15 protein-coding genes are annotated in these 23,778 nt (G+C 60.9%); 8 read left to right on the forward strand and 7 right to left on the reverse strand.

Translation table 11 applies throughout. The features are described 5' to 3' along the window. Positions 1-364 precede the first annotated feature (364 nt). Positions 365-1,798 carry an aspartate ammonia-lyase gene (locus WKF55_00305; GenBank protein ID MEJ7758006.1) on the reverse strand — a complete coding sequence of 478 codons (1,434 nt, stop codon included), beginning with the start codon at positions 1,796-1,798 and terminating at the stop codon, positions 365-367. Positions 1,799-1,907: 109 nt separating this feature from the next. Between WKF55_00305 and WKF55_00310 the strand changes: the two genes are divergently transcribed. Next, positions 1,908-3,038 carry a N(4)-(beta-N-acetylglucosaminyl)-L-asparaginase gene (locus tag WKF55_00310; GenBank protein MEJ7758007.1) on the forward strand — a complete coding sequence of 377 codons (1,131 nt, stop codon included), beginning with the start codon at positions 1,908-1,910 and terminating at the stop codon, positions 3,036-3,038. A gap of 437 nt (positions 3,039-3,475) precedes the next feature. On the opposite strand, the gene WKF55_00315 is transcribed toward WKF55_00310, so the two are convergent. Then, positions 3,476-3,883, reverse strand: coding sequence for a hypothetical protein (locus tag WKF55_00315; protein MEJ7758008.1), 408 nt, complete (start codon positions 3,881-3,883; stop codon positions 3,476-3,478). 323 nt (positions 3,884-4,206) lie between these two features. Here WKF55_00315 and WKF55_00320 point away from each other — a divergent pair, with 323 nt between their 5' ends. After that, the gene (locus WKF55_00320; GenBank protein MEJ7758009.1) at positions 4,207-4,794 is read left to right on the forward strand and encodes a hypothetical protein; all 588 of its coding nucleotides are present in this window, start codon (positions 4,207-4,209) and stop codon (positions 4,792-4,794) included. A 39-nt stretch (positions 4,795-4,833) separates the two neighbouring features. On the opposite strand, the gene WKF55_00325 is transcribed toward WKF55_00320, so the two are convergent. Together WKF55_00325 and WKF55_00330 are read right to left on the reverse strand one after the other, a co-directional pair. Further along, positions 4,834-5,220, reverse strand: a complete 387-nt coding sequence (locus WKF55_00325) for a type II toxin-antitoxin system VapC family toxin (GenBank protein ID MEJ7758010.1) — start codon at positions 5,218-5,220, stop codon at positions 4,834-4,836. Positions 5,221-5,224: 4 nt separating this feature from the next. Further along, complete coding sequence (locus WKF55_00330) at positions 5,225-5,458, reverse strand: type II toxin-antitoxin system Phd/YefM family antitoxin (protein ID MEJ7758011.1); 234 nt, start codon at positions 5,456-5,458, stop codon at positions 5,225-5,227. A 500-nt stretch (positions 5,459-5,958) separates the two neighbouring features. Between WKF55_00330 and WKF55_00335 the strand changes: the two genes are divergently transcribed. After that, a complete protein-coding gene (locus WKF55_00335; GenBank protein MEJ7758012.1) occupies positions 5,959-7,347 on the forward strand; it encodes a S8 family serine peptidase in 1,389 nt (462 codons plus the stop codon). Between the two features lie 76 nt (positions 7,348-7,423). Beyond that, positions 7,424-8,749 (forward strand): S8 family peptidase, encoded by a 1,326-nt coding sequence (locus WKF55_00340; protein ID MEJ7758013.1) that lies wholly within the window; start codon positions 7,424-7,426, stop codon positions 8,747-8,749. 78 nt (positions 8,750-8,827) lie between these two features. Here WKF55_00340 and WKF55_00345 read toward each other — a convergent pair whose 3' ends face one another. Further along, a complete protein-coding gene (locus WKF55_00345) occupies positions 8,828-11,743 on the reverse strand; it encodes an AAA family ATPase (protein ID MEJ7758014.1) in 2,916 nt (971 codons plus the stop codon). A 259-nt stretch (positions 11,744-12,002) separates the two neighbouring features. Here WKF55_00345 and WKF55_00350 point away from each other — a divergent pair, with 259 nt between their 5' ends. From WKF55_00350 to WKF55_00365, 4 genes are all read left to right on the forward strand, one after another. Beyond that, on the forward strand, positions 12,003-12,566 hold the full coding sequence (locus WKF55_00350; protein MEJ7758015.1) for a hypothetical protein: 564 nt from the start codon (positions 12,003-12,005) through the stop codon (positions 12,564-12,566). Between the two features lie 396 nt (positions 12,567-12,962). Further along, a complete protein-coding gene (uxaC, locus tag WKF55_00355) occupies positions 12,963-14,453 on the forward strand; it encodes a glucuronate isomerase (GenBank protein ID MEJ7758016.1) in 1,491 nt (496 codons plus the stop codon). 3 nt (positions 14,454-14,456) lie between these two features. Continuing rightward, positions 14,457-15,485 (forward strand): sugar kinase, encoded by a 1,029-nt coding sequence (locus WKF55_00360; GenBank protein MEJ7758017.1) that lies wholly within the window; start codon positions 14,457-14,459, stop codon positions 15,483-15,485. After that, positions 15,466-18,102: a serine/threonine-protein kinase gene (locus WKF55_00365; protein MEJ7758018.1), complete on the forward strand. Its 2,637-nt coding sequence runs from the start codon at positions 15,466-15,468 to the stop codon at positions 18,100-18,102. The genes WKF55_00360 and WKF55_00365 overlap by 20 nt, the downstream gene beginning before the upstream one ends. Positions 18,103-18,187: 85 nt before the next feature. On the opposite strand, the gene WKF55_00370 is transcribed toward WKF55_00365, so the two are convergent. Together WKF55_00370 and WKF55_00375 are read right to left on the reverse strand one after the other, a co-directional pair. Continuing rightward, positions 18,188-20,842: a protein kinase gene (locus WKF55_00370; protein MEJ7758019.1), complete on the reverse strand. Its 2,655-nt coding sequence runs from the start codon at positions 20,840-20,842 to the stop codon at positions 18,188-18,190. A 356-nt stretch (positions 20,843-21,198) separates the two neighbouring features. After that, positions 21,199-23,778, reverse strand: coding sequence for a serine/threonine-protein kinase (locus tag WKF55_00375; protein ID MEJ7758020.1), 2,580 nt, complete (start codon positions 23,776-23,778; stop codon positions 21,199-21,201).

Here is a 23,778-nt window from a genome sequence, read left to right on the forward strand (position 1 = left end):
AAAGCTAATGCGAGGCGGGCGGTATCGGGAGTATCGTCTGGGGGTCAGTTCCGGTGGGATGGCAATCTGCGTTGCTCGGGCTGTGTGAGACACCGAGACCACCGAGACCACCGAGACCTGCGGGTAGTGAACCACAGATGGCACAGATGGCACCGATGACACAGATCAACTACAAGATCAACTACAAGATCAAACTACAAGATCAAACTACAACTGATTAAGGGGGACTACGGGGCAGCGCGAACTGCAGGGAGGCGGGAACTGTGGGGTAATTCTCGAATCGTTCCGGGACCCATGCGCTGTTCCCTTCAGTTTGTCGTAGCAGTTCTCGGTGGTCTCGGTGGTCTCTGTGTCCATAACATCATCAGGCACTCGCTGAATTCCCGTTTGGCCCCGTCATCGCCTCGGGATTCAGCGCCCGGTCCAGTTCCTCGCGGGTCATCAGGCCGCGCTCGCAGACCAGATCGTAGACGCCGCGTCCGGTTTCCAGCGCGTCGCGGGCGATTTCCGACGCTGTGTCGTAGCCGAGGATCGGAACGAGGGCCGTGACGATGCCAACCGAGTGTTCGACGAAGTACCGCATTCGCTCGACGTTCGGGGTGATGCCCTCGATGCACCGCATGCGCAGGGCGTCGCATGCCCGGGAGAGGATGATCATCCCGCTGAGCAGGCGGTAGGCGATGATCGGCTCGAAGACATTCAGCTGGAGTTGTCCGCCTTCGGCTGCCATCGTGACCGTGACGTCGCCGCCGATGATGTCGAAGCAGACCTGGTTCACCATCTCGGGGATGACCGGGTTCACCTTGCCCGGCATGATCGACGAACCAGGCTGCATCGGCGGGAGGTTGATTTCGCCGAAGCCCGCGCGGGGGCCGGAGCTGAGCAGGCGGAGATCGTTGCAGATCTTCGAGAGTTTGACCGCGCAGCGTTTGAGAACGCCTGAGAGCTGGACGAATACGCCCGTGTCCGATGTCGCTTCCACCAGATCAGGCGCGGTGATCAACTCGAGACCCGTGATGCGCGAGAGGTGTTTCCGAACGCCCTCGGCGTAGCCGTGAGATGCCGTGATCCCCGTGCCGATCGCCGTGGCGCCCATGTTGATTTCGCGGATCAAGGCTTGGGCTTCGGTGAGGCGTTCGACGTCTTCGAGCATCGTGTGCGCGAAGGCCGTGAATTCCTGGCCGAGTGTCATGGGGACCGCGTCCTGGAGCTGGGTGCGGCCCATTTTGATGTGCGGGGAGAACTCTTCGCCCTTGATGAGGAATGCGCCTGCGAGTGCGCCCATCGCGTGTTTGAGATCGTCGATGCTGCTGTGCATCGCGAGCTTGATCGCGGTGGGGTAGACGTCGTTGGTGGATTGGCTGAGGTTGACGTGCGTGTTCGGGTGGACCGCGTCGTAGTCGCCGCGCTGGCGGTTTAAAAGCTCGAGGGCGCGGTTGGCGATGACCTCGTTGGCGTTCATGTTCGTCGAGGTTCCGGCGCCGCCCTGGATCATGTCGACGCGGAAGTGTTCGTGGTGCTGGCCGGCGCGAAGCTCGCGGGCAGCGGCGATGATCGCGTCGGCTACTTCATCAGAGAGGAGGCCCAGGTCGCGGTTGGTTTCGGCGGCGGCTTCCTTGACCGATGCGATCGCGCTGATGAGCGTAGGGAATTCGCAGAGCTCGACTCCGGAGATGGCGAAGTTCTCCATCGCGCGGAGCGTCTGTATACCATAGAGAGCGTCTTGGGGGACGTCGCGTTCGCCGAGGAGGTCGTGTTCGCGGCGGGTGGTGGGGGCGACGGGGTCGGGCGGCGTCATGTATGGCGGGAAACTACACCCGTTCCGTACGTTATGTCAGCCGATTGCCGGTGGTTCTGAGTGGATTTCGGCAGCTATGGCTCACCTTGTACAGCTGATGGAGAAATGAATGGACGCCAGGATTAATCGTCGTGAATTCGTGGTTGGCGGAACGGCTGCCGGGTTGTCGCTTGCGATTGCGGGGAAGGGCGAGTCGCAGGTGGTTCAGGCGCCGAACGTCATTACGCGGAAGGCTGCGGAGCCGGTGGTGATTGCGTCGTCGAACGGGCATCGATTCAAGAATGGTGGGACCGTAACCGCAGTCGAGAAGGCGTTCACGATGATGGTTGGTGGAGCGGATGTGCTCGATTCGCTGATTGCCGGCGTGAACATTGTCGAGCTCGATCCTCTCGATGACAGCGTTGGTTTTGGCGGGTTGCCGAATGCTGAAGGGGTGGTGCAGCTGGACTCGTGTGTGATGCATGGGCCGAAGCGGCGCGCGGGCGGGGTCGCTTCTATAGAAGGGGTGCGGACGCCGTCGCTGGTGGCGAAGGCGGTGATGGAGATGACAGATCATCATCTGCTGGTGGGGAAGGGGGCGCAGGAATTTGCGCGGAATATGGGGTTTACCGTCGAGGATGATATCAACACGCCCAACTCGCGGAAGTTGTGGTTGGAGTGGAAGAGGCGGATTGACCCGGAGCATTATCTCGATCCGACGAAGCGATCGGATGCTGCGCATGCTGCCGGGATGTCGATGGTCGCGGACGGGTTGATCGACCCGGAGCATTACTACGGGACCATCAACTGCGATGGGGTGAATGCGAAAGGGGAAGTTTGTGGGGTAACGACGACGAGCGGGTTGGCGTGGAAGATCCCGGGGCGGGTGGGGGATTCGCCTGTTCTAGGCGCCGGATTGTATGTGGATGGGGATGTTGGAGCTGCGGGGTCGACCGGGCGGGGGGAGGCGAATCTTTATAATCTCAGCTCCTATTTGATTGTCGAGAATATGAGGCGGGGGATGCATCCCAAGGATGCGGCGATGGATGCGTGCAAGCGGATTCAGAAGAATACTGTTGAGAAAAGATTGTTGAATAGCCGAGGGCTGCCGAATTTCGGGATCAGTTTTTATTGTGTGAATGCGAAGGGGCAGCATGCGGGGGTGACGATGTATGGGGGGAGGAGCTATGCGGTTTGCGATGCTAAAGGGGGGAGGATAGTGCCGACGGAGGCGTTGCTAGCTGGGCAGGCGGGTGGATAAATACACTCAGTCGACGACGCGCCGCGCGGTGGGATCAGTGCTTGGCACGAAAGCGCGCTTTACGAACTGTTTAACTTTTCGCGAGCTTGGTGAGCCTGCGCGCGCTAGGGGCCAACGGAAAAAGCAGTTCGTGACACTATTAAGTCGAGACCGTTGTTCAAAGGATGAACTTGCGCTCGGCGATGGCTCCGGCGGCAAGCGAATCGATTGGCTCTTCTTGCCAACTATTTTTCGTTGAGCTGAGCCGTAAGTATCAATCGGTAACAAGGCGGCGAAGCTTTTGTTTTTCGGTCGCGAGAACCTTGATGCGTTCATACATCGGCGTGTGCCTTAGCGGACGTCGTCGACCAGCAAGATCCCGGGCCGACATCATTGCAGCTGTAACGCGATCCTCAAAGACGCTGGGTTTCGAACTCATTCTTTTAATGGTGACAGAGCTAGTTTTGAAGCCCGTACACCCAGTCTGTCTTCCCGTCTCCGCTCCATTGCACAATCAACGATTCAGACGAGAGCCTGCCACGCGCCCGACCGCCGCCGAATACAAATCCGGTGTCCATCCTTTCCCATGAACCAGCCCCGGTTCTTGTCTCGCTCCGGCCTTCAGGCATAAACCGCGTCGTCCGGCTGAACGTATAGGTGCCGTCCTCGCTGATGACGAACTTCTCGGCGATCAGCAATTCCCTGTAGCCATCGGCAACGCCATACGTCATTGCCGGCAACGCTTTCCCGTCCCATGTTCTTAGCTGCCAGGCCCCAACGATAGGGTTGGTCGGGGCGGTAGAGTTAGTGCACGAGGCGACTGTCATAGCGATTGCAACAACGGCGATCAATCGTGGAATGCGCATGGGTTGAGACTCAACTTGGGTTAGGGTCTAACGACTGAGCCACCCTAATTCGGGCGATGTTAAACCGCAGTCAAAAGCCGGGACCCGGTTTAGCCTTGGAAATCCGCTCACCCAGTACTCGGAAAATCGGCACGGACCGGCTCATCATCGAGCGTGGTTTCGCCATTTACGGGGCTACCCGCGCCATCGGACCCCCGGGCCTGCATCGCCTGCACAACGAGAACTACTCCCACGCAGCCGTTTAACGCGCGTTTAACGCACAATGCTGATTCTGGAAATGGCCCCAACACTCACAAAAACGCGTTGGAAATAGTCAAGGCTCGATGACGGACATAGCTAACCGACCAAAGGCCCGGCTCACGACGCTCGGCCAACTCTCGCTGACACTCGTTGCCCGCGATGGCACACCACGTATTCTGCTCAAACCAAGCAAGCCGCTGATCGACGTAAATAGTCGAGTGAACGTCGACAGCTTGCCTCTGAAAGTCTGGGTTGGTGTACGTCACGTCGGGCGAGATGGGTACATCCAGATGATCGGTGACGACATCGCTCTTTCAGAGGCGCTGTCTAGGGTTGTTGGGGGTTGCAGCGAATTACAGGTTGTTACTCAGAGCCTGAGCATCACCACTTTTCGGTTAATTCCGCCTGACCTATCCGACGATTCGGAAGTTGTCGGGGAGTATCTGAACAAACTCAACGAAGATCTGGTGAATCGCCGGCAGGCAGGCGGTGAAGCATTTATCTCGAACGCAGGCGTCGACGGCAAATATCTGCTGAGCGCATGCATCGTCAACTTTCGTACGACTTTGTCCGATGTGGAAGCGCTACCGGAAATTGTGATAAGGCTCGGAACGGAGCTTGACTCAGATCTACGTCCCGAGTCGTTGCGATCAAATCGAGGTGTCGTCTGAGTTGTTCAGCTCGCTCCCCGCGGACGCTTGGCTCGTCAGTTACCAGACTCGAATCACATCGTACTTATCGAATGCAGCTTCATTTGACACGAGCGCCAGGTCGTTAGCACGCGCCTGGGCCATAAGTATCCTATCAAACGGATCCCGGTGCTCGCCGGAGAGAGCGCCGGCGCGGCGGCCATCCTCGAGAGTTATGTCGAGCGCCAGAAACCCTTGCCTGGAAATTTCACCGGCGAAATCTCGCGCCAGCGGACCAATGCGTGGCATCCTGCCAAGACGGTGCTTTGTGGCGACCTCCCACGCGGACGCGGCGCTGACGTATATGGGGTTGCTCTGGTCCTCCAGCGCCCAGCGCGCCGTTGGCGAAAGCTGTTTGTCGCCGGCGAGCCACCACAATAGCGCATGGGTGTCCAGGAGTAGTTTCACGGGACTACTTCTCCCATGCTGCGATCTCGTCCTCCGCCAGCGGATCGAAAAAGCTCGGGGGCACGGCCAGCTTCCCGCGGAGCGAGCCGAACTCGCGCTTCGATGGTGCCTTCTCGAGCGGCACGAGGCGGGCGACGGGTTGAGAGCCCCGGGCGATGACTATTTCCTCCCCCGCCAGCACTCTGGCTATAAGACGGGAGAAATGGGTTTTCGCCGCGTGAATCGTTACGTATGGCAATTTGTTAGTCCGATTAGTTAACATACTTAGTCTAATCGACTAGAAGCATTGGTGCAACGCTCGACGCTCCGCGCTGAGCCACGAAGTGCGGCTACGGGGATAACAGGTTGTGGCTGACATCGCGCAGACATTTGGATTCCCGAACCCGAGCACCAGCTACCTGAATCCTGCTTGAAAAATACCAGCCGCAGGGCGACCAGAGTTTCTCACTCCAGCTCGAAGTAAGTAATACGACCTACGCTGGCAAAAAAATTCTCCTAAAGCTGCCCACCGCGTATGGCTATCTCCCAATTTTCGCCCGGCGGCATTCTCTCCAGAATTCGCGCTGAGACCACGACGTATGCCCGCAGCCGAAGCGGAGGAGAGGCCTCCACGGCGCGCAGCCAACCCAGCCCGAGGAAGTTATGCACCCGCGAATCAGCCGATGGTCGCTCGTCGTTGTTCCCTCGCTGTTGACGATTGCCGCATGCTCCGATCAGCCAACCTCGCCTTCTTCAGCAATGTCAAAAGCACCCGATGGTCCTTCAGCGACCGTCGCCGCCAGTGGAATCCCGACCGGCAGAACTGTGGTGGTTTTCAAGGACACAGCGTCGATTCCCGCGGCTGGTCTCGCCCTCCTTAGCTCGTTGGGCGGAACCGTCACCACTCGATGGGACAACATCGGTGTCGCGTTCGTATCCGGACTCTCGACGAGCGCGCTCAGCAATCTCAGCGCGAGCGGGCTGGTTACCGCGGTCGGCAATGACAGAATTCTGAACTGGCTGCCCAAGACGAGGGTGTTCGCGGTAGAGGGCGACGCCGTCGTGCTTCCACAGAATGACCCCGCCAAGGCGCGATATTTTGCCGACGGAACGCAGTGGAACATGCGCGTCATAGGCGCTGACAAGGCCTGGGCCGCGGGCAAGCAGGGACTTCCTTCGACGCGGGTCGCAATCGTCGACACCGGCATCGATTACGACCATCGTGAAATTCGCACCCTTGTAGACCGCGCTGCTTCGGCATCGTTCACGTCGCTCTTCGTGGGCGAGGGTCCCGTCGGCGCGGAAGTGCCGGTGGAGCCACAGATGCCGGGCGACAGTCCGTACATGGATAACCACTTTCACGGCACGCACGTCGCTTCGACTGTCGCGACCAACAACATCAGCGTCGCCAGCATCGCGCCGGACGTGACGTTGATTGCGGTAAAGGTCTTGAACTTTCAGGGCAGCGGGTCTTTTGAGGGCGTGGCCAGTGGAATCCGTCACGCGGCCGGACCGGCGAACGCCGATGTGATCAACATGAGCCTTGGCGCCAACGTTGAACCGAACGAGGAGGGGGCACCTGCACTTCTCGAGCTGATGGCCCGCGTCATCAAGGATGCAGAGAAGCAGGGGGCGATCGTGATTTCTGCCGCCGGCAACAGTGCACTGAACCTCGACCAGGGAACTGTCGTCTCCACTCCCTGTGAGCAGAGCACCCTCTGCGTGTCTGCCACTGGTCCGCTGCTTCAGCAGAACTTCGACCAGCCAGCGACGTACACGAACTACGGAATAACGGCCATCGAAGTGGCCGCTCCGGGCGGCAATGCGTCCGACGTTGAAGGTGGGTCTGAAACGAAGGATCTTATCATCGGTGCCTGCTCGAGGCGCACGTCCGAGCCAGGACTCGCCGTGTGTCGCGGGAATGTTGACGGCGGCGTCTACTTCTATGCCTACGCGGCAGGCACCAGCATGGCGTCGCCACACGTTGCAGGGGTGGCAGCGATGATCAAATCGTACAATCCGTTGCTGTCGGTGAACGGGCTCAAAACGAAGATCCTCTCTACCGCCGATGATGTCGGCGTAAAGGGCCGTGACATCTACACCAATTACGGCCGGATCAACCTCGCCACCGCTCTCGGACTGAAATAACAACCCGTCATGATGCAGGCGGAAATCCGTTTTCCGTCTGCATCACATCCCACTGCAGCACCCAAGGAGCCCCTGGATGTTCCGACACCTTCGACTGATACTCGCGGCCGTCGCGCTGGCCGCATGTAACGACGCATCACAACCGGTAGGCCTGAATGCGAATGCGGCCCCGGCGCGCACGCTCGTCGCGTCCGATGGATCGATCCCCGGCCACTATATAGTAGTCGCGGACTGGAGCGCCAATACCCTCGCCGTTGCCGCCGATTACGGCATCAAGCCCCGGCACGTTTATACGGAACTGCTGAATGGATTCTCCGCGGCGTTACCGTCGAGTGTCGCCGACGCACTGCTGGCCGACCAGCGCATTCTCAGCGTGACTGTGCAGCGTCAGATGTCCAAGATCGAAACGGTGACTCAAACCGGGGCCACCTGGGGACTCGACCGGATCGACCAGCGGGCGCTGCCGATGGACTCGCTCTACAGCTACGATTTCACCGGGGCGGGTGTGACGGCGTACATCATCGACACCGGCATTCGTTACTCGCACAGCGAATTCGAGGGCCGGGCGGTAAAGGGGTTCGACGCGTTTGCCGCCGACCCAACCGACCCGCTGCTCGGGTATGACGGCTCCGGAGACTGTGACGGGCATGGTACCCACGTTTCCGGCACCATCGGAGGCAAAACCTGGGGTGTCGCCAAGAAAGTCGCGCTCGTGGGAGTGCGCGTGCTCAACTGCGCCGGATATGGATCTGACGCCGACGTGATTGCGGGAATGGACTGGGTCGCCAAAAACGCTACCATACCCGCATCGGCAAACATGTCTCTTGGAGATCCAGTGCCGACGAAAACGCTGGGCACCAACGGGCCGATGGACAACGCGGTCAACGCGCTGATCTCTTCGGGCGTCACTCTCGCGGTGGCGGCGGGCAACGGCTGGGGCAATGGCACTGTTGGGGCCGACGCATGCATGTTCCCGATCGCCAACGTACCTGCGGCGATAACGGTGGCAGCCTCGACCAGGACCGATACGCGCACCACGTGGACGAACTACGGCGCATGCGTCGACATCTTCGCGCCCGGATCGGGGATCACGTCGGCGACGTTCGACACGGACAATTCTTCAGGCGCGAAAAGCGGGACGTCCATGGCGGCGCCACATGTCGCTGGCGCGGCCGCGCTCGTTCTTCAGCAGGCGCCGGGAGCCACCCCCGCACAGGTCCGCGACATTCTCGTCAGCCAGGCAACGCAAAACATCATCCTGCCAACGACCCTTAACGGGGGTCACACGATGAACAGCCACCTGCTCTTCAGCCGCGTAGCGGTGCCGCGTGAACTGATTGGAAAACCGCCCAAGAACACCAAGCCGTGCACGCCGCGCCGGCAGCGCGACGGCCTTTGCTGATGCAGCGATTGCGGTAACCGGAGGACTGCCGCAGGACGCTCGAAGGCCCCGCCGCTGGCTGCGCGCGGGGCCTTTCGCTTACTGCGGAACGAAGCGTGCCGCCTGCGTCCGGGTCTTGCACCCCAGCTTCGCCAGGATGTGACCTACGTGCACTCCTACGGTTTTTTCTGCGATACCGAGGGCGTGCGCGATCTCACGGTTGGTGCGGCCCTGCGCGACGTGACGGAGCACGTCGGCCTCACGAGCTGTCAGCCGCGATAATGAATCATCGCCATTGGCAATGGTTTCCCGCGCCCTGGGCCGCGTCCGCACACCAGCGCGGCGAAGAGTACGGCGCACGTGCTCGCGTTCCGGAGGTATCAACAACCCGTCCAACTCCTCCAGCAGGCGCCGCCCGAGCGCCATGCCGTCCGATGAATCGCCCGCGCCCAGCATCGCGTCGAGCAGGGATATGCGTATCCATGTAGCCTCGAGGCGGTTGCCGAGTGTGTCCCATACACCGACGGCCATGGCGAGCGCGTCGCGCGCCGACTCGAAGTTTCCCTTTGCGAGTTGTACCAACCCGCGGGCGTGCGAGACCTGGGCCACTGCTGCAGGGGCTTCAGGCAAATCCTGAGCGCCGTCAACCAGGATCGCGGCATCGTGCACCTTGCCAACCTCAATCAATGCTTTCACGGTGTACGGCAGAATCTGGCGCGCCAGCAGTGGCTGATCACGGGGAACCGCATGGAATTGAGACTCAAGTGCGCTCGCTGCTTCTTCAATGCGACCTTCGGACAGCGAGAGGAGAGCAAGCCCTATCGAGTGTCCCTCCTCACTCAATGAAAGGGCTTCTTCGTAAGCGGTCCTCGCCGCTTGGAAGTTGCCGCGGGACCTGTGAACGAATCCCAGTACGTGCAATGCCTCGCGTAATTCGGCTCGATTAGACCGGCGAAGCGCCTCCACTCCGGCGGCCGCCTCGGCGAGGGTATCTTCCTTCGAGCCTGTGATCGTGAGGACTGCAGCGCGTGAGGCACGGAACAGCCCATCGAGCCCGACGACTCCCTGCTCGCAGCAAACGGAATAGGCGGCGTTCGACCAGTTGAGTGCGCGCTCATAGTCGTGTGCCAGCAGCAGCGTTCGCACCCCGATTTCATAAACGCGGGCGAGCCGCTCGAAGGGGAGCCGGCCTTCCTGCATGAGCGACAGGGCGTCATCGAGGCGGGTTATCCCAGCGGTGACCTGCCCGCCGACGACGCTCAGCTCGGCCAGACTGACAAGAGCGAGCACTTCCTCAGCGCCATCCGCATGACGGGACGCGAGTGTCAATCCGCGCACCAGCAACTCTTCGGCACGGTTCAGATTTCCCTGTGCCAGGGAAAGGCGGCCGAGGTCGTCGTAAATTGGTCCGAGTTCGCGGCTCTCGGGGGTGTCGCCAAGAAGCTTCAGCCCTTCGTCGAGCGCCTGGGTTGCGCCCTCCGTATCACCTTCTTCCGCGCGTTGTTCGGCGATCCGGCGCAGCAGCCGTGCAGCCTCTTCGTTGTGCCCCAGAGCGCGACGCAACCGCAGGGCTTCCTCGGCGAACTGGCGGGCCGGTAATGACCGGCTCTGTCTCCACGCGACCCCCGCGAGACGCTCGAGGAGCTCCGCGGCGCGCTGCCCTTCATCGGAGAGCAGCTCGAGAGATGCAAGTGCGTTCTCGTAGTGCGCGGCCGCGTCGTCCCACGCATTCAAACGCACCGCCTCGTCGCCGGCGAGCCGCGCGTATTCGTAGGCACGTTCTGGCTCGCCGCCGAGCCTGAAATGATAAGCCAGCTCATCGAGCCGTTTCGGGCTGCGGCGTGCCGTTCGCTTCTCGAGGGCCGTAGCGGCCTGGCGATGCAGAGTGCGGCGCCTGCGCGAAATGATGCTTTCGTAGAACGCTTCCTGCATCAGGGCATGAGGGAATCCGTATCGTTCACCGTGCCCGTCCGGTTCTTCCTCCAGAAACTGGTGTGCCACCAGCTCCTCGATGACGGCGATCAGATCTTCTTCCGCGATGCTCAGAACATTGCAGAGGTCGTCGAATTCAAACGTTCGTCCGAGCACTGCCGCCGCCGACAAGGTATCGTACGCGCGCGACCCAAGCGCACGTGCCCGCGCCAGAACGGCCTCACTCACGGTTGCCGGCAGCCGCAGCCTCTCGAGTGCAGCGACCGCCGGGGCATTTGGCTCGAGAAGCGCGTTCTCGGACAGAACTGTCAAAAGCTCTTCGATGAAGAACGGATTCCCCTCCGTACGGCGCCAGATGCCCGCGGCAATGGCAGGGTCAGGATCGGCCCCCAGTATCCGGCGCAGCATCTCCGTGGTTTCTTCGCGAGTGAGCGGCTCGAGTCGCATCTCCACTCCGACACGGTCGCGAGCGATGGTGCCGAGAAGCTTGCGCACCGGATGACTGGAATGAAGCTCGTCCGATCTGTAAGTGGCGACAATCAACAGCCGCAATGAATGCGAGCGGTGAGCGAGATGACGTAGAATTTCCAGGGAGGTCTGGTCGGCCCAATGAACATCTTCGAGCACGAGCAACATCGGCTCTGCCGCCGAGAGACGCTCGAACACGCTGACGATCAGCTCGAGGGGACGGTCAGGATGACGCTCAAATGCATTGTCGGGGGCGCTTTCCTTTCCTTCGAGCTGCGGAAACAGAGGAGCCAGAATTTCGCGAAGGGGCCCAAGCATGTGTGCGGCAACATCGCCTTCACCCCGCGCAATGCGGAACCGCAGCGCGTCCATCAGCGGTGCATATGGCACTGACGAATCGGTGCTGGAGCATCGCCCCTCGATAATGCGTACCCCGAGCTCGGTCGCCTCGTTTTTCAGGTCGCGAATCATCCTGGTTTTGCCGATGCCGGCGGTTCCACCGACGAGTACGACCGCTCCCTCGCCCGCAATCGCTCGTCCGAGCCGCTCGGTAAGCGCGCGCATCGGTGCGTCGCGACCCACCGAGGTGGTGCATACGAGCGGTGATCGAATCATGGAGCAAATGTAGGCATGGCTGATGAGGTGAGCCATCTAAACTGTCAAAGGGGGGCCTTACCTTCCGAGTTCAGCTCCACATCGATAACGGGGAGAAACTCGTGCCGCGGTTAAGAGAACTCAGCTCAGACGTCAGGATTGGGGAAGGCATTACGCGCCACAATCTCAGGATCGGTTGTCAGAGGCGGATACTACGTTTGACTTGAGGTTGACGGACAAATCGAACCATCGGAGGAATTGCAAACAAGGAGACTATCGTATGAGCCTGACGATCTACGGCTTCAACATCATTCTGAAAAGGGAGGCGCTCGATCTCGCCATAAAGGGCGGCTCCGAGTCTTTCATCAAGCGGGTGGCTGAACCACGGCACGGCACCGAGTGGGTTTCGAGCGATGACAACCTCGTGGCTGTCCGGTTTTCCGTCCCGGTTCTCCTCGAATATCTGGTCAGGAACCTGCTCCGCGCCGGGCTTCACCTGTCGAAGAACGGAGTCTTTGCCGACTTCGCGATTGTCCATGCGCAGCACGGCCTGGACATGCCCTGCGACTGGCTCGAGTATGAGTGCCTCGATGAGAAGGCCGACGTATGGCTCAAAGGAACCGTGCGGGAGCCGTCGTGTTTCGTTCCTTTCGATACCAACATGGAACCGTTTGATTCGGAGGTTCTGGCTGACAGCCCCAGTTGGGCTGAGCGCGGCTGGGTTACCCAGGTGGGCCGTGGCTTTCTGCTTTCAAGAGAGAGCGACTACCACTCCTGGGTCGACTTCAACACCGGGCGTGTGATCATCAACTTCCTGCCACGCACATCGGCGACTGCGCACTGAGTGCGCGTTGCTTCATGACAGTTACGTCGGGCATTTTCTTAGTCCGATTAGTCAATATGCTTAGTCTAATCAACTAGCAACGTAGGGCTACGCCCGACGCTCACGCTAGACCACGTAGTGCCACTACCGGGCTCACAGGTTCTGGCTGACATGCAGCGCTCGGGGGCAAGGACATGGCGGCCGCCGGTCATCTCGTTGCAGCCATGAGCGAGCGAAGTCGCGCGTGCCGTCGCCGCGCTGCAACCCAGCAGGCAGGCCGCTTCAGGCGACTATTGGTGCCGCGAAGCCCACCGCGGCCTTCCAGCTTGGCATGCACAGAAAATCGTTTGGTTTTAGCAGGATCAAAATGCCTAGATTATTTGGCGAACCGACATATCCACTCGGAGTACCAATTCCTTGAACGCTCGAATTGCCCTCGGCGGCAACGCCGGCCGACATCCGCTCGAACTCGACGAGGATCGTTTCTTTGATTCCGATCCGGCCATTCGCCGAGCGGCGCGTGCGATCTACGACGAGACGAAGCGGCTCCCGCTGATATGTCCGCACGGTCACGTCGATCCCGGGCTACTCTCGTCAAACGCGCCGTTCCCTGAGCCCACCGCGCTGTTGATTGCTCCCGATCATTACATCTTCAGGATGCTCTACTCGCAGGGAATCGCCCTCGAGAGTCTGGGTATATCCAACGCCGATGGCTCAGCCCAGGCGACCGATCCGCGGGAAGTCTGGCAGATCTTCGCAGACCACTGGTACCTCTTCAGAGGCACTCCAACCGGCGCATGGCTGGAGCACGAGCTCTACGAGTTGTTCGGAGTAAGGGAGAAGCTCAATCGCGACACGGCACAAGAGATATACGATCGGATTTTCACGTGCCTTCGATCGGCTGAGTTCCTTCCGCGAAGCCTCTTCGACCGCTTCAACATCGAAGTTCTCGCAACCACAGATGCCGCGACTGATCCGCTTACCGATCACGCGACGATCCGCGATTCGGACTGGGACGGAAGGGTGCTGCCTACATTTCGGCCGGACGCAGTGTTTCGCATCGGAGCGCCCCAATGGAAGAGCGAGATTACCGCGCTCTCAGTTCAATCCGGAATTGAAATTGGGAGCTACGCGACTTTCATTCGCGCGATCGAGGAGCGACGCGCGTTTTTCAGGAGCGTGGGAGCGACGTCTACCGATCATGCCGTAGTCGAACCTTACACCGAAAGACTGAGCGACCACGAGGCAGAGCGTCTGTTTGCGCGCGCGCTTGCCGGGAATGCAGATGATGCGGACCAGCGGCGATTCGACGCCCACATGCTGATGGAATCGGCTCGAATGTCGGCCGAAGATGGGATGGTGATGCAGATTCATCCGGGTGCGATTCGCGATCACAATGAGTCGATCGCATCACGGTTTGGACGCGACAAAGGCGGTGACATTCCCCGCGCAACCGAGTTTACCGATAATCTGCGGGCGCTCCTCAATGCGTACGGAAACGATTCGCGCTTCACTCTCGTGCTTTTCACGCTGGACGAATCGGCGTATGCCCGCGAGTTGGCGCCGCTGGCCGGTCACTATCCCGCACTCCGGCTCGGACCACCGTGGTGGTTCCACGATTCGATCGAAGGCATGATGCGGTACCGCTCGTCGGTGACCGAGACAGCAGGCATCTACAACACCGCCGGCTTCAACGACGATACGCGCGCGTTCTGCTCGATCGCGGCCCGCCACGACCTTTCACGCCGCGTCGATGCCAACTGGCTCGGCGGTCTCGTCGCGCGACATGTCATCGACCTGGCGGATGCGCGTGCGATGAGCCGCGCTCTCGCGTACGATCTCGCACGGGAGACGTACAAGCTGGACCGGCCCGGCGGCCTGATGCAGCATCCAAACCTGGAGCGCTGACAAGTGAAAAGAGTGGTCACTTTTGGAGAGGTCATGCTCCGGCTCAAGGCGCCGGCGTTCGAGCGGCTTATGCAGTCACCAGTTCTCGAGGCGACGTTCGGCGGGGCTGAGGCGAATGTGGCTGTCTCGCTGGCGCAATACGGTGTGCAGGCGTCGTTCGTCACCGCACTTCCCGCAAACCCGCTTGGCGACGCAGCGATTCAATCGGTGCGTGCAATGGGTGCTGATACGACGTTCGTACGGCGCAGCGGTGACCGCATCGGGGTCTACTTTCTTGAGACGGGCGCGAACCAACGGCCGTCGAGGGTTACCTACGATCGAGCGGGATCATCAATCGCCGGCGCGAAGCCCGGCGACTTCGACTGGCCGCGCATTTTCGAGGGTGCTCACTGGTTTCATGTGAGCGGTGTCACCCCGGCAATCAGCCAGAACGCAGCGGATTCAACCATCGAGGCGATTGCCGCGGCCCGTACCGCCGGCGTGACGGTTTCGTGCGACTACAACTTCCGCAAGAATCTGTGGAAATACGGAAAGACCGCTCCGGAAGTCATGCGCGAGATCGTCAGCAATGTCGATATTGGTATCGCCAACGAAGAGGATTGCGAAATGGCGCTCGGCATCGAGTCCGCGGGCGATGTCCGCAGCGGAGAGATCGACAAAGAGCGCTACCGCCGTGTTGCGGAATCGGTCTTCCACGCATTCCCCAATCTGCAGAAGCAGGTAATCACTCTTCGCGAGAGTTACAGCGCTGACCACAATGGGTGGTCGGCGGTACTGCATAACGGAAGAGAGCTTCTCTCCAGCCGTCGCTATGAGATCACCGATATCGTGGACAGAGTTGGAGGCGGTGACTCTTTCGCGGCAGGATTGATTTACGGGCTCATCACGTACGGCGACGATCAACGCGCGCTCGAATTCGCCACCGCTGCATCGTGTCTCAAACATTCGATTTCCGGAGACTTCAACCGTGTCGGTGTTCTGGAAGTCGAGGCGCTCATGAAAGGAGATGCGAGTGGACGAGTCCAGCGCTGAGGAGCGCATGACCGACCAGATCACCAGAATCCGGAACGCACTCGCGGATCGCTACGAGATCGAGCGTGAGGTCGGGCGCGGCGGCATGGCGACGGTATTTCTTGCGCGCGACCTCCGCCACAAGCGCGCGGTGGCGATCAAGGTGCTGCACGCCGACCTCGCCGCATCGGTTGGCGCAGACCGGTTCCTCAGAGAAATCGAGACCGTCGCAGGTCTCAGTCATCCCCACATTCTTCCGCTCTTCGATTCTGGTGAAGCGGGAGGATTTCTATACTACGTCATGCCGTACGTGGATGGCGAATCGCTACGCGCGCGCCTGGAACGCGGTGGCGAACTTCCGGTAGCCGAAACGGTTCGCGTCCTTGGAGAGGTTGCCGACGCACTTCAGTACGCTCATCATCGCGGAGTCGTCCACCGCGACATCAAACCTGAAAATGTGCTGTTCAGCGGACGCCATGCACTGGTGACGGATTTTGGAGTGGCCAAAGCGGTGTCTGCATCCGTGAGCGCGCAGTCATTCACCACGGCTGGCATGGCGATAGGGACACCTGCCTACATGGCGCCGGAACAGGCTGCGGCCGATCCACAGGTCGATCACCGCGCCGATCTGTACGCACTCGGCGTTCTCGGCTACGAGATGCTCGCGGGCGAGCCTCCATTCCGCGGACGATCCTCGCAGGCGATCCTCGCCGCTCATATGACGCAGGATCCGGAGCCACTCGATCAGCGACGCAGCGGTGTTCCAGTCGCGCTCACGGAAGTGATTATGCAGCTTCTCGCGAAGCGCCCAGCAGATCGCCCACAGTCGGCCGAGCAGGTGCAGCGACAGATGGAAAACGTGCCCGTCGCAAGCGGGATGACGCGCACGGCATCCGGACCTTCGCAAAAGAGTGAGAAGCGAAAGGCGGTGCTCGCGGGAGCGGCGATAGCTGTTGTTGCGCTGGTCGGCACAGCTCTCGCGGTGCGCGGGCGTGGTGTGGAATCGACGCTCGACCCCAAGCGAGTCGTAGTGGCGTCGTTCGAGAACCGCACTGGCGATTCCAGTCTCGACCCCATCGGAGACATGGCAATTGACTGGCTGACACAGGGACTTTCCCGCACCGGAATTTTGCAGGTCGTGGATTCCCGTACGGCGCTTGACGAGCCTGGCTCGCCGGACGCGAAAGCCGGAGCCAGCGCTGCGCGACTCAGGTCACTCGCCGAGCGGACCGGCGCGGGGACAGTCGTGTGGGGCGCGTACTACAGGGAGGGGGACAGTATCCGGTTCCAGACCCAGATCACCAACGGCGGCAGCGGTGAATTGATAAGCTCGATCGACGCCGTAAAGGCTTCGGCTGCCTCACCCGCCGACGCTCTGGAGCGGCTTCGGCAGAAAGTGACTGGCGCGCTGGCAATTGCGTACGATCCCAAGCTTGAAGGTTGGGCGATGACGACCACCCGGCCGCCGACGTATGAGGCCTACGTCGCGTTTCTTGAAGGTGCGGCGGCCTGGTCGCGCGGCGACTTCAGCACCTCAGCGGCGAAGCACCTGCGCGCGGCCAATCTGGATCCCAGCTTCGATCTCGCGGCCCTGCAGGCGGCATGGAGCTACTGGGAGAGCGGCGGACTCGCCGTGGCTGATTCACTGGCGACCGCGCTGACGGGTCGGCGGGAGAGGCTTTCGCCGTACGATCGAGCGTCGCTCGACAATCTCGTCTCATTTATCAAAGGCGATTACGAAGCAGCGCTGCGGGCGGCGCGAGAGGGACTCGGGGTTGCCCCGGCGTCAGAGGATGCTCAGCTCGCCCTTTACTACGCGGCAATGACGACCGGTCGTTACCGCGAAGCGTTGGCGGTGCTGGAGCGTATGGACCCCCGCCGCGGCTTGTATAGCGAGACTTCCTGGTACGCAAGCGTCACGGCAAGCGCGCTTCATATGCTCGGCAACTACACTCGCGAGCTCGAAGTCGTAGCTGAGGCACGAAAGGCTGGCACGACTACACCCGTCTGGCTCCACGAGCCGGAAATCCGCGCGTTGATCGGTCTGGGAAGGTTGACGGAAGCCAACGAACGCCTGACCGCGGTCGCATTCGTACCACCCTCCACGACCCGCCGCTACGGAAACTTTTTGTTTCTTGCGTCATCGGAGATGCTTGCCCACGGTTACGTAGCTGCCAGCAGAGGCCTTGCCGAGCGTGGCGTGGCGTGGATAAAGGGCACGTCGCGCGATGAACTGGCGAAGCACTCCGCGCAACGTGGCATGGCGGATCTGCTGATGCTCACTTCACATCCCCAGAACGCACGTCCCATTTACGAGCGCCTTTCAGCGCAGTTTCCCGACACGATCGAATTTCTGGGTCGGCTCGGGATGCTTGCCGGGTGGCGAGGCGACCGGGAGGAGGCCGACAGCATTTCGGTAAAAATCGGCGGTGCAAAACAGCCCTACCTGCGGGGAGCCGGCGACTTCAGCCGCGCCTGCATTGCGGCGGCGCTCGGTGACAAGGGGCGGGCGCTTGCATTGCTCGCCGAGGCAAGGACCAAGGGCGCCGTGCATTTTCAATACGTGCACGCCAACGACATGCTTCGCGATCTGCGCGATTACCCGGCGTTCAGGGAGATGTACAAGCAGAAGGATTGAGTACGAGTTCTCATCGAATAAACGGGAAAGAAAGTCGGCTCAGAGGATCAGCAGAACCCCGGATCACGCCAGGACGCCCTTCGCTTCAGCCCACGGGCTTCAATAACTCCATGAATGCCGGGTAACCGTTGAGCGGAAGCAGCAATGAATCGTGCTGAAGAATATTGAGAGGGCTAGTCAGGTTCGCGCCCTCGGAGAGCGCCTGCTGAAGCAGACCGACAGCGCGGCTGCGTTCGCCAAGGTGCGCGGCGATACGTGCGCGCATCAGTTTGCTGAAGCCGTAATCATACTTTCCTGCCCCGGCGGCGAGTTGCGCTTCGGCTCTTTGCGCCTCGGCTCTGTTGCCCTGATGCGCGGCCACGACTCCGGTGATGCTGAGAAGGTGACCGCGGAGATATTTATCGGTCCGCACGCGCGACATCGCATCGCGCGCCAGGGGAGCTACGTCATTCCAGCGGCCGAGTGAACTGAGCAATGATATTCGGACCATCGTCGCTGCCATGGACGTGTCGGGCAGGGCTTGCACGCGAGGCAGCCAGGTCGAAGCAAGGCGGGTTGAGTGGTTATCGAGCCCCGCAGCTCTGAAAACCGTGGCGAAGTGGGCTGCGCGGCGGGCCTGTCCGATGGTTCGAGTGGCGCTCCCTGTCGGAGCGTTCTCGATGAGCTCGTCCAGCTCATCAAATCTGCCAAGCATCAGCAGAGATTCTCCCTTGATGTAAGAAAGAGCCGAATTTTTCGGGAAACGCCGCAGTCCCTGGTTGGCCACGTCGAGTGCTTTTTCATACTGTCCTGTTTCGCGCAACCCGCCCGCCGTGTAGAACCAGTAGAATGCTCCCGCCAGGTGAAGGCCGCGGTTCGGATCTACGTTCCTCAGAACCGAAAGGGCCAATCGGGGTCTGCCGGTGGCCAGGGCTGTACTCGCGACGAGCAGCGGACTCTCGCCTGAACCAGGCGTTGCCCGCAGGAACTCCTCGGAAGTTCGGAGAGACGCATCCCCATCACCTCTGAGCATTGCCTCGACATGAGCGAGCATCGCCCGGTCACCCGGCGCCATTCGCTCGCGTAACCGCTGAGCGTGGGTGACGGCCGCTTCCGCCAGTTCATGGTCATCCCTGTACAGTCTGCTGAAGGCAAGCAGGACGACCGGTGTGGCATAGGTGGAGTCGAGAGCAATTGCACGTTCGAAATAAGCGTGGACGAGTGTGTCCTGCCGGAAGTAGGCTTCGATGCCCCGGCGCGTCTGCTCGTACGCCTCCAGTGAAGGTGGCTCCGAGTAAGTACCGAGACCCGATGCAATCGTATCCATCGCCTGGGCGACGTTCGCGATTGTGCGGCGGTTCAGCTGATCGAGAACCTGGGTTGGAGCGGAGACCGGGCCACTTACCGTAGTGAGCGCGCGCAACAGTTTGCCTGACTTTGCGTCGCTCATCCTGGCCTGAATCCGAAGCGAGTCTCCATCACGGTAGATTCGGCCGGAAAGCACGATTCCGGCGCCAGTCTCTTCAGCGAGTGCCTTCTGGCGATTGCGGGACTTGAACGGCCATGGAATTCTGTCCACCACTTCGCCGGACACCAGTGTCGTGCGCGCGTCGACTACCTCAATACCGCCGACACTGGTGAGAGCCTGCGCAAGCCAGTCGGCCGCCATCGTGCCGAGAGATGCCAGCTTGGGATCACCTGTCTCGTTCTCGAACGGAGTGACGATGATCCGGTTGGGCAGCAGCGTCGCAGCGTCTCGCCGCATGAGGGCAACCGCCATCGTGAGTTGATCACGCGGAGCGAAGGCGAGTGCTCCACCGGCGGTAAGTAGAATTGCGATGACACCTCCGGCCGCAGCCCGCTTCCACCCGCGGGACCGGCTGCTGACGCGAAGCGTTGCCGCAACACGCTCGGAGGTCGCTGCGGAATCGAGCTCCGCAAGCATTTCGTCCGCCGTCTGCGGCCGCTTGAGAGGATCCTTCTCCAGGCATCGCATTACGAGTGCGGCGAGCCCTTCCGGCATCGACGGGATTCTGGAAGATGGGTGCGCCGGCACTTCGACGATGTGCGCCGCGATCATCTGCTGCGGCGTTCTTCCCGCGAATGGGTGCAGCCCGGTGAGCATCTCGTAAGCAACAGCGCCGAGTGAGTAGATATCGGCGCGGTGATCGACGGCCGGGTCCCCCATACTCTGCTCGGGAGCCATGTAGGCGGGAGTCCCCAACGACACGCCAACAGTGGTGAGACCGCTGTCGGTTTCGGCTGCTACGCTGACGGCTTTGGCGATGCCGAAATCGGCGACAAGTGCGCTGTCTTCCGACAACAGAATGTTGTCAGGCTTGATATCGCGGTGCACGACGCCATGCCGGTGCGCATATGCCAGCGCGCGGATGGCGTCGCGAAGTATGGCGATGCAGTCGGCTGTGGGCAGGGCACCGACGCGCGATATGCGAGCGCCAAGTGACTCGCCATCGACGAACGGCATCGTGTAGAAAAGAATGTCGCCTGCGCTGGCGGCTGTCAGAACAGGTACGATGTGTGGATGTTGCAGGCGCGCGGAAACCTGGATCTCGCGCTTGAACCGGTCGACACTTACCGCCCCCGAAAGCTCCGGAGGAAGAACCTTGATGACGATTTTCCTGTCGAGCTCCAAGTCCCGCGCGAGGAACACGCGCGACATGCCGCCGCCGCCGAGTTCGCGCTCGATGGTGTAGCCGGGGCTGATGATGCCTTGAAGCCGATTGCGAAGATCTTCGGGCAGTTTCTCCCTCCTTTTCGTTCGCTACGATAAAGCCGCGATTTATGGAATCCAGAATGGCAGCATCTGTGCTGGAGCTGTGCGGCCAGCTCGTCAACCGTTTTCGGAGGAAAGTGCATCGCTAATGTAAGGCCTCAGTAATGGTAGCGCGCCTGTAGAAATCCCACGGATCGTCGAAACACCTCGTGGCACGACTTCTACAATCCGCAGTAGATCGGTAACCGCAGTTGCGGCCTTCCTCACACCCGCGCTCCGGGCGACGACAAAGGGTCGATCAACTACTAGCGTGGCATAGTCGCATGACGTGGGCCCGCACCAGAGTCAGGCACTGGTGCGGCGCGGGCGTTGCGCTTTGATCGTCAAGTCCTGGGGCGAATGCGTTTCTGCCATTTGTCGGCCTCCGCGGGCTTTCCCCAAGCCGTGTAAAGTGCAACGAGCCGCGATCTCGCGTCGGCAATCACAGGGGCTTCCTCGCCCCGCGCATCGACCAGTTTCTTCTCGGACGTCACCAGCAGTTCCTCGGCTTCCGCGAAACGACGTGCAAGAACGAAGTGCGCACCGAGAATGCTCTCGCTCGACGCAAGCGCCCAATGGCCCTCGGGTAAAGTCTTGCGGCGTAGCGCCAGGCTTTCCCGCAGATACCGTTCTGCCGCAGCGAGTGAGTCCATCGGCCCCAGTGCGCGGCCGAGCAGACTTAGTGCTGTCGATACCGCCATGTGAGTTTCTGGGAGTGTCTTGCCGCGAAGCTTCAACACCTCCCGCGACCACTTCGCGGCTTCCGGATATCGTTTGTGAGCCTGCAGAAAATCTGCATAGCTGAACATCGTCCAGGCATACTCGGGGTGTTCCGCTCCAAGCAGCTTGCGCCGGATGTCGAGGACCTGAATGTAGGTAGACTCCGCCTTTGCTGTTTTTCCGGCCCAATCGAGAACGCTCGCGTACGGAGAGAGTATCGCGGCGAGCTCAGGGTGTTCCGGACCAAACGCGCGCCGCGCAGCCGCCACCGCCATCTCGTACAACTTTTCCGATTCTGCCGGCTTTCCGAGCTCGGTCTTTACGAAACCGAGATTCGCCAGGGCATTTGCCATAATCGAGTCTCGCCCGGGCGCAGCTTTAATCGTGATGTCGAGCGCTTCCTGAAGCACAGGCTCGGCTTCCTTGTTTTGTCCAAGCCGGATCAGGATCCGCGCTCTCTGATCGAGGAAGGTTGCGCGCTCGAGCGGGTCTCTGTGTGGGTGTCGTTCAATCAGCGCGGCGGCTTGCCGGAGGACTGAATCAGCCGCAGCATACTCTCCGAGATATTCGAAGGCGTGGCTCTGCTTCGTCAGCGTGATTGCGGTGGCGTGATCTCCACCGGGCACACGCCGTCCGTGCGCTCGGAGTGCCCGGCGGAACTGAGCCTCGCCTGCGGCGAACTCACCGAGCGCCATGTAGGTGCTGCCGATGACGGTGCGGATCTCTGATTCGAGCGAGGGATCACGCGCCAGGGTATCAGCGCGGGCTGCAGCCGAATCGAGCACCTCGCGTACGGTTACACCGCGTCCGAGCGAGGCCGGGTCGGCTGAACCAAGCATCGTCGTGATGAACGCGGTGACCTGCGTAGCGCGCCGACTCTCTGCCTCTGCGCGCCTGCTTTGTGTCTCCGCGCGTCTGCTCTGCGCCTCGGCTCGCCGCGCCTGGGCAGTTGCCGCTGCCACGCCGATGACCAGCGACACGATAGCGATCAACGACGCAGCAGTCTCGATCCTTCGGCGCCGAACGAGTTTCCGCATGCGATAGCCCATACCATCAGGTCGCGCCGATACCGGCAGCCCATCGAGATGCTGCTGTATGTCGCGAGCAAGCAGGTCCGTCGACCCATAGCGGCGCTCAGGCTCTTTCCTGAGGGCCATGCTTACCACAGCGTCGAGATCACCTTCGACGTTCGCGCGGGCGCGGGACGTTGATCCATCCCCAAGTATTGCTGCCCGCGCCCCATCTATAGAAGCACTTGCCCGCGGCGGCTCGGTCTCACGCACGATGCGCTCTGCCTCACTAAGGGTCTTGTCGCGCAGATCGAATGGCCGATGTCCGGCGAGCAGCTCGAACAGGACGACGCCAAGTGCGTAGACGTCGGCCCGGGTATCCACGGAAAGCCCACTCATCTGTTCGGGCGCGGCGTAGTCAGGCGTGAACGAGCGGCTGCCTGAAAGCGTTGGCGGCAATTGATCCGGATCTGAATCTGTTGCCAGCAGTCGTGCGATACCAAAGTCAAGCAGCTTCACGCGACCTTCACCGGTCACCAGGATGTTGCCCGGCTTGAGGTCTCGGTGAACGACCAGGCTTCTGTGTGCGCTCTGTACTGCAGCGCACACCTGCAGATACAGCTCGAGTCGCTGTCGCACTGACAGTCGCTGCTCATCACACCATCGCGTAATGGGCTGGCCGTCGACGTACTCCATGATGATGTAAGGCTGACCATCCGCGGTGACTCCGCCATCCACGAGGGCGGCGATGTTCGGATGATTGAGGTTGGCGAGGATCTGCCTCTCTGCCCTGAACCGGGCGAGCGCCTGTGCGCCGGCCGCGTGCCGATGAAGAAACTTTACCGCAACGCGTTTTTTGTACTGATCGTCGTCGCGTGCTGCCTCGTAAACGGCCCCCATTCCGCCGACGCCTATCAGCCGTACCACACGGTACGCACCGACGCGGGTTCCAACCCATCGATCCTCCCCAGTTGCTGCGTCAATCAGCGCTGATGCGGAGACCGGGCTCTGAAACGCGGAATCATCACGTTCATGCGCGCGGACCAGTGCAAGGATTTCGGCTTTCAATTCGGCGTCATCAGGTACGCGCGAATCGAGGAGCGCCGAACGCTCGGCAGCGGGGTGGTCGAGAGCCTCTTCAAAAAGCATCTGGAGTTTCTCCAGGCGCGTTGGTGTCAGGGGATTATCAGTCAT

The organism is Gemmatimonadaceae bacterium, from assembly GCA_037721215.1.
Taxonomy (GTDB): domain Bacteria; phylum Gemmatimonadota; class Gemmatimonadetes; order Gemmatimonadales; family Gemmatimonadaceae; genus UBA4720.

What these genes read in the sequence shown, in the direction of transcription:
- WKF55_00305 (MEJ7758006.1), bottom strand. Translation starts at nt 1,798, where the DNA reads ATGACGCCGCCCGACCCCGTCGCCCCCACCACCCGCCGCGAACACGAC.
- WKF55_00310 (MEJ7758007.1), top strand. Translation starts at nt 1,908, where the DNA reads ATGGACGCCAGGATTAATCGTCGTGAATTCGTGGTTGGCGGAACGGCT.
- WKF55_00315 (MEJ7758008.1), bottom strand. Translation starts at nt 3,883, where the DNA reads ATGCGCATTCCACGATTGATCGCCGTTGTTGCAATCGCTATGACAGTC.
- WKF55_00320 (MEJ7758009.1), top strand. Translation starts at nt 4,207, where the DNA reads ATGACGGACATAGCTAACCGACCAAAGGCCCGGCTCACGACGCTCGGC.
- WKF55_00335 (MEJ7758012.1), top strand. Translation starts at nt 5,959, where the DNA reads ATGTCAAAAGCACCCGATGGTCCTTCAGCGACCGTCGCCGCCAGTGGA.
- WKF55_00340 (MEJ7758013.1), top strand. Translation starts at nt 7,424, where the DNA reads ATGTTCCGACACCTTCGACTGATACTCGCGGCCGTCGCGCTGGCCGCA.
- WKF55_00345 (MEJ7758014.1), bottom strand. Translation starts at nt 11,743, where the DNA reads ATGATTCGATCACCGCTCGTATGCACCACCTCGGTGGGTCGCGACGCA.
- WKF55_00350 (MEJ7758015.1), top strand. Translation starts at nt 12,003, where the DNA reads ATGAGCCTGACGATCTACGGCTTCAACATCATTCTGAAAAGGGAGGCG.
- WKF55_00375 (MEJ7758020.1), bottom strand. Translation starts at nt 23,778, where the DNA reads ATGACTGATAATCCCCTGACACCAACGCGCCTGGAGAAACTCCAGATG.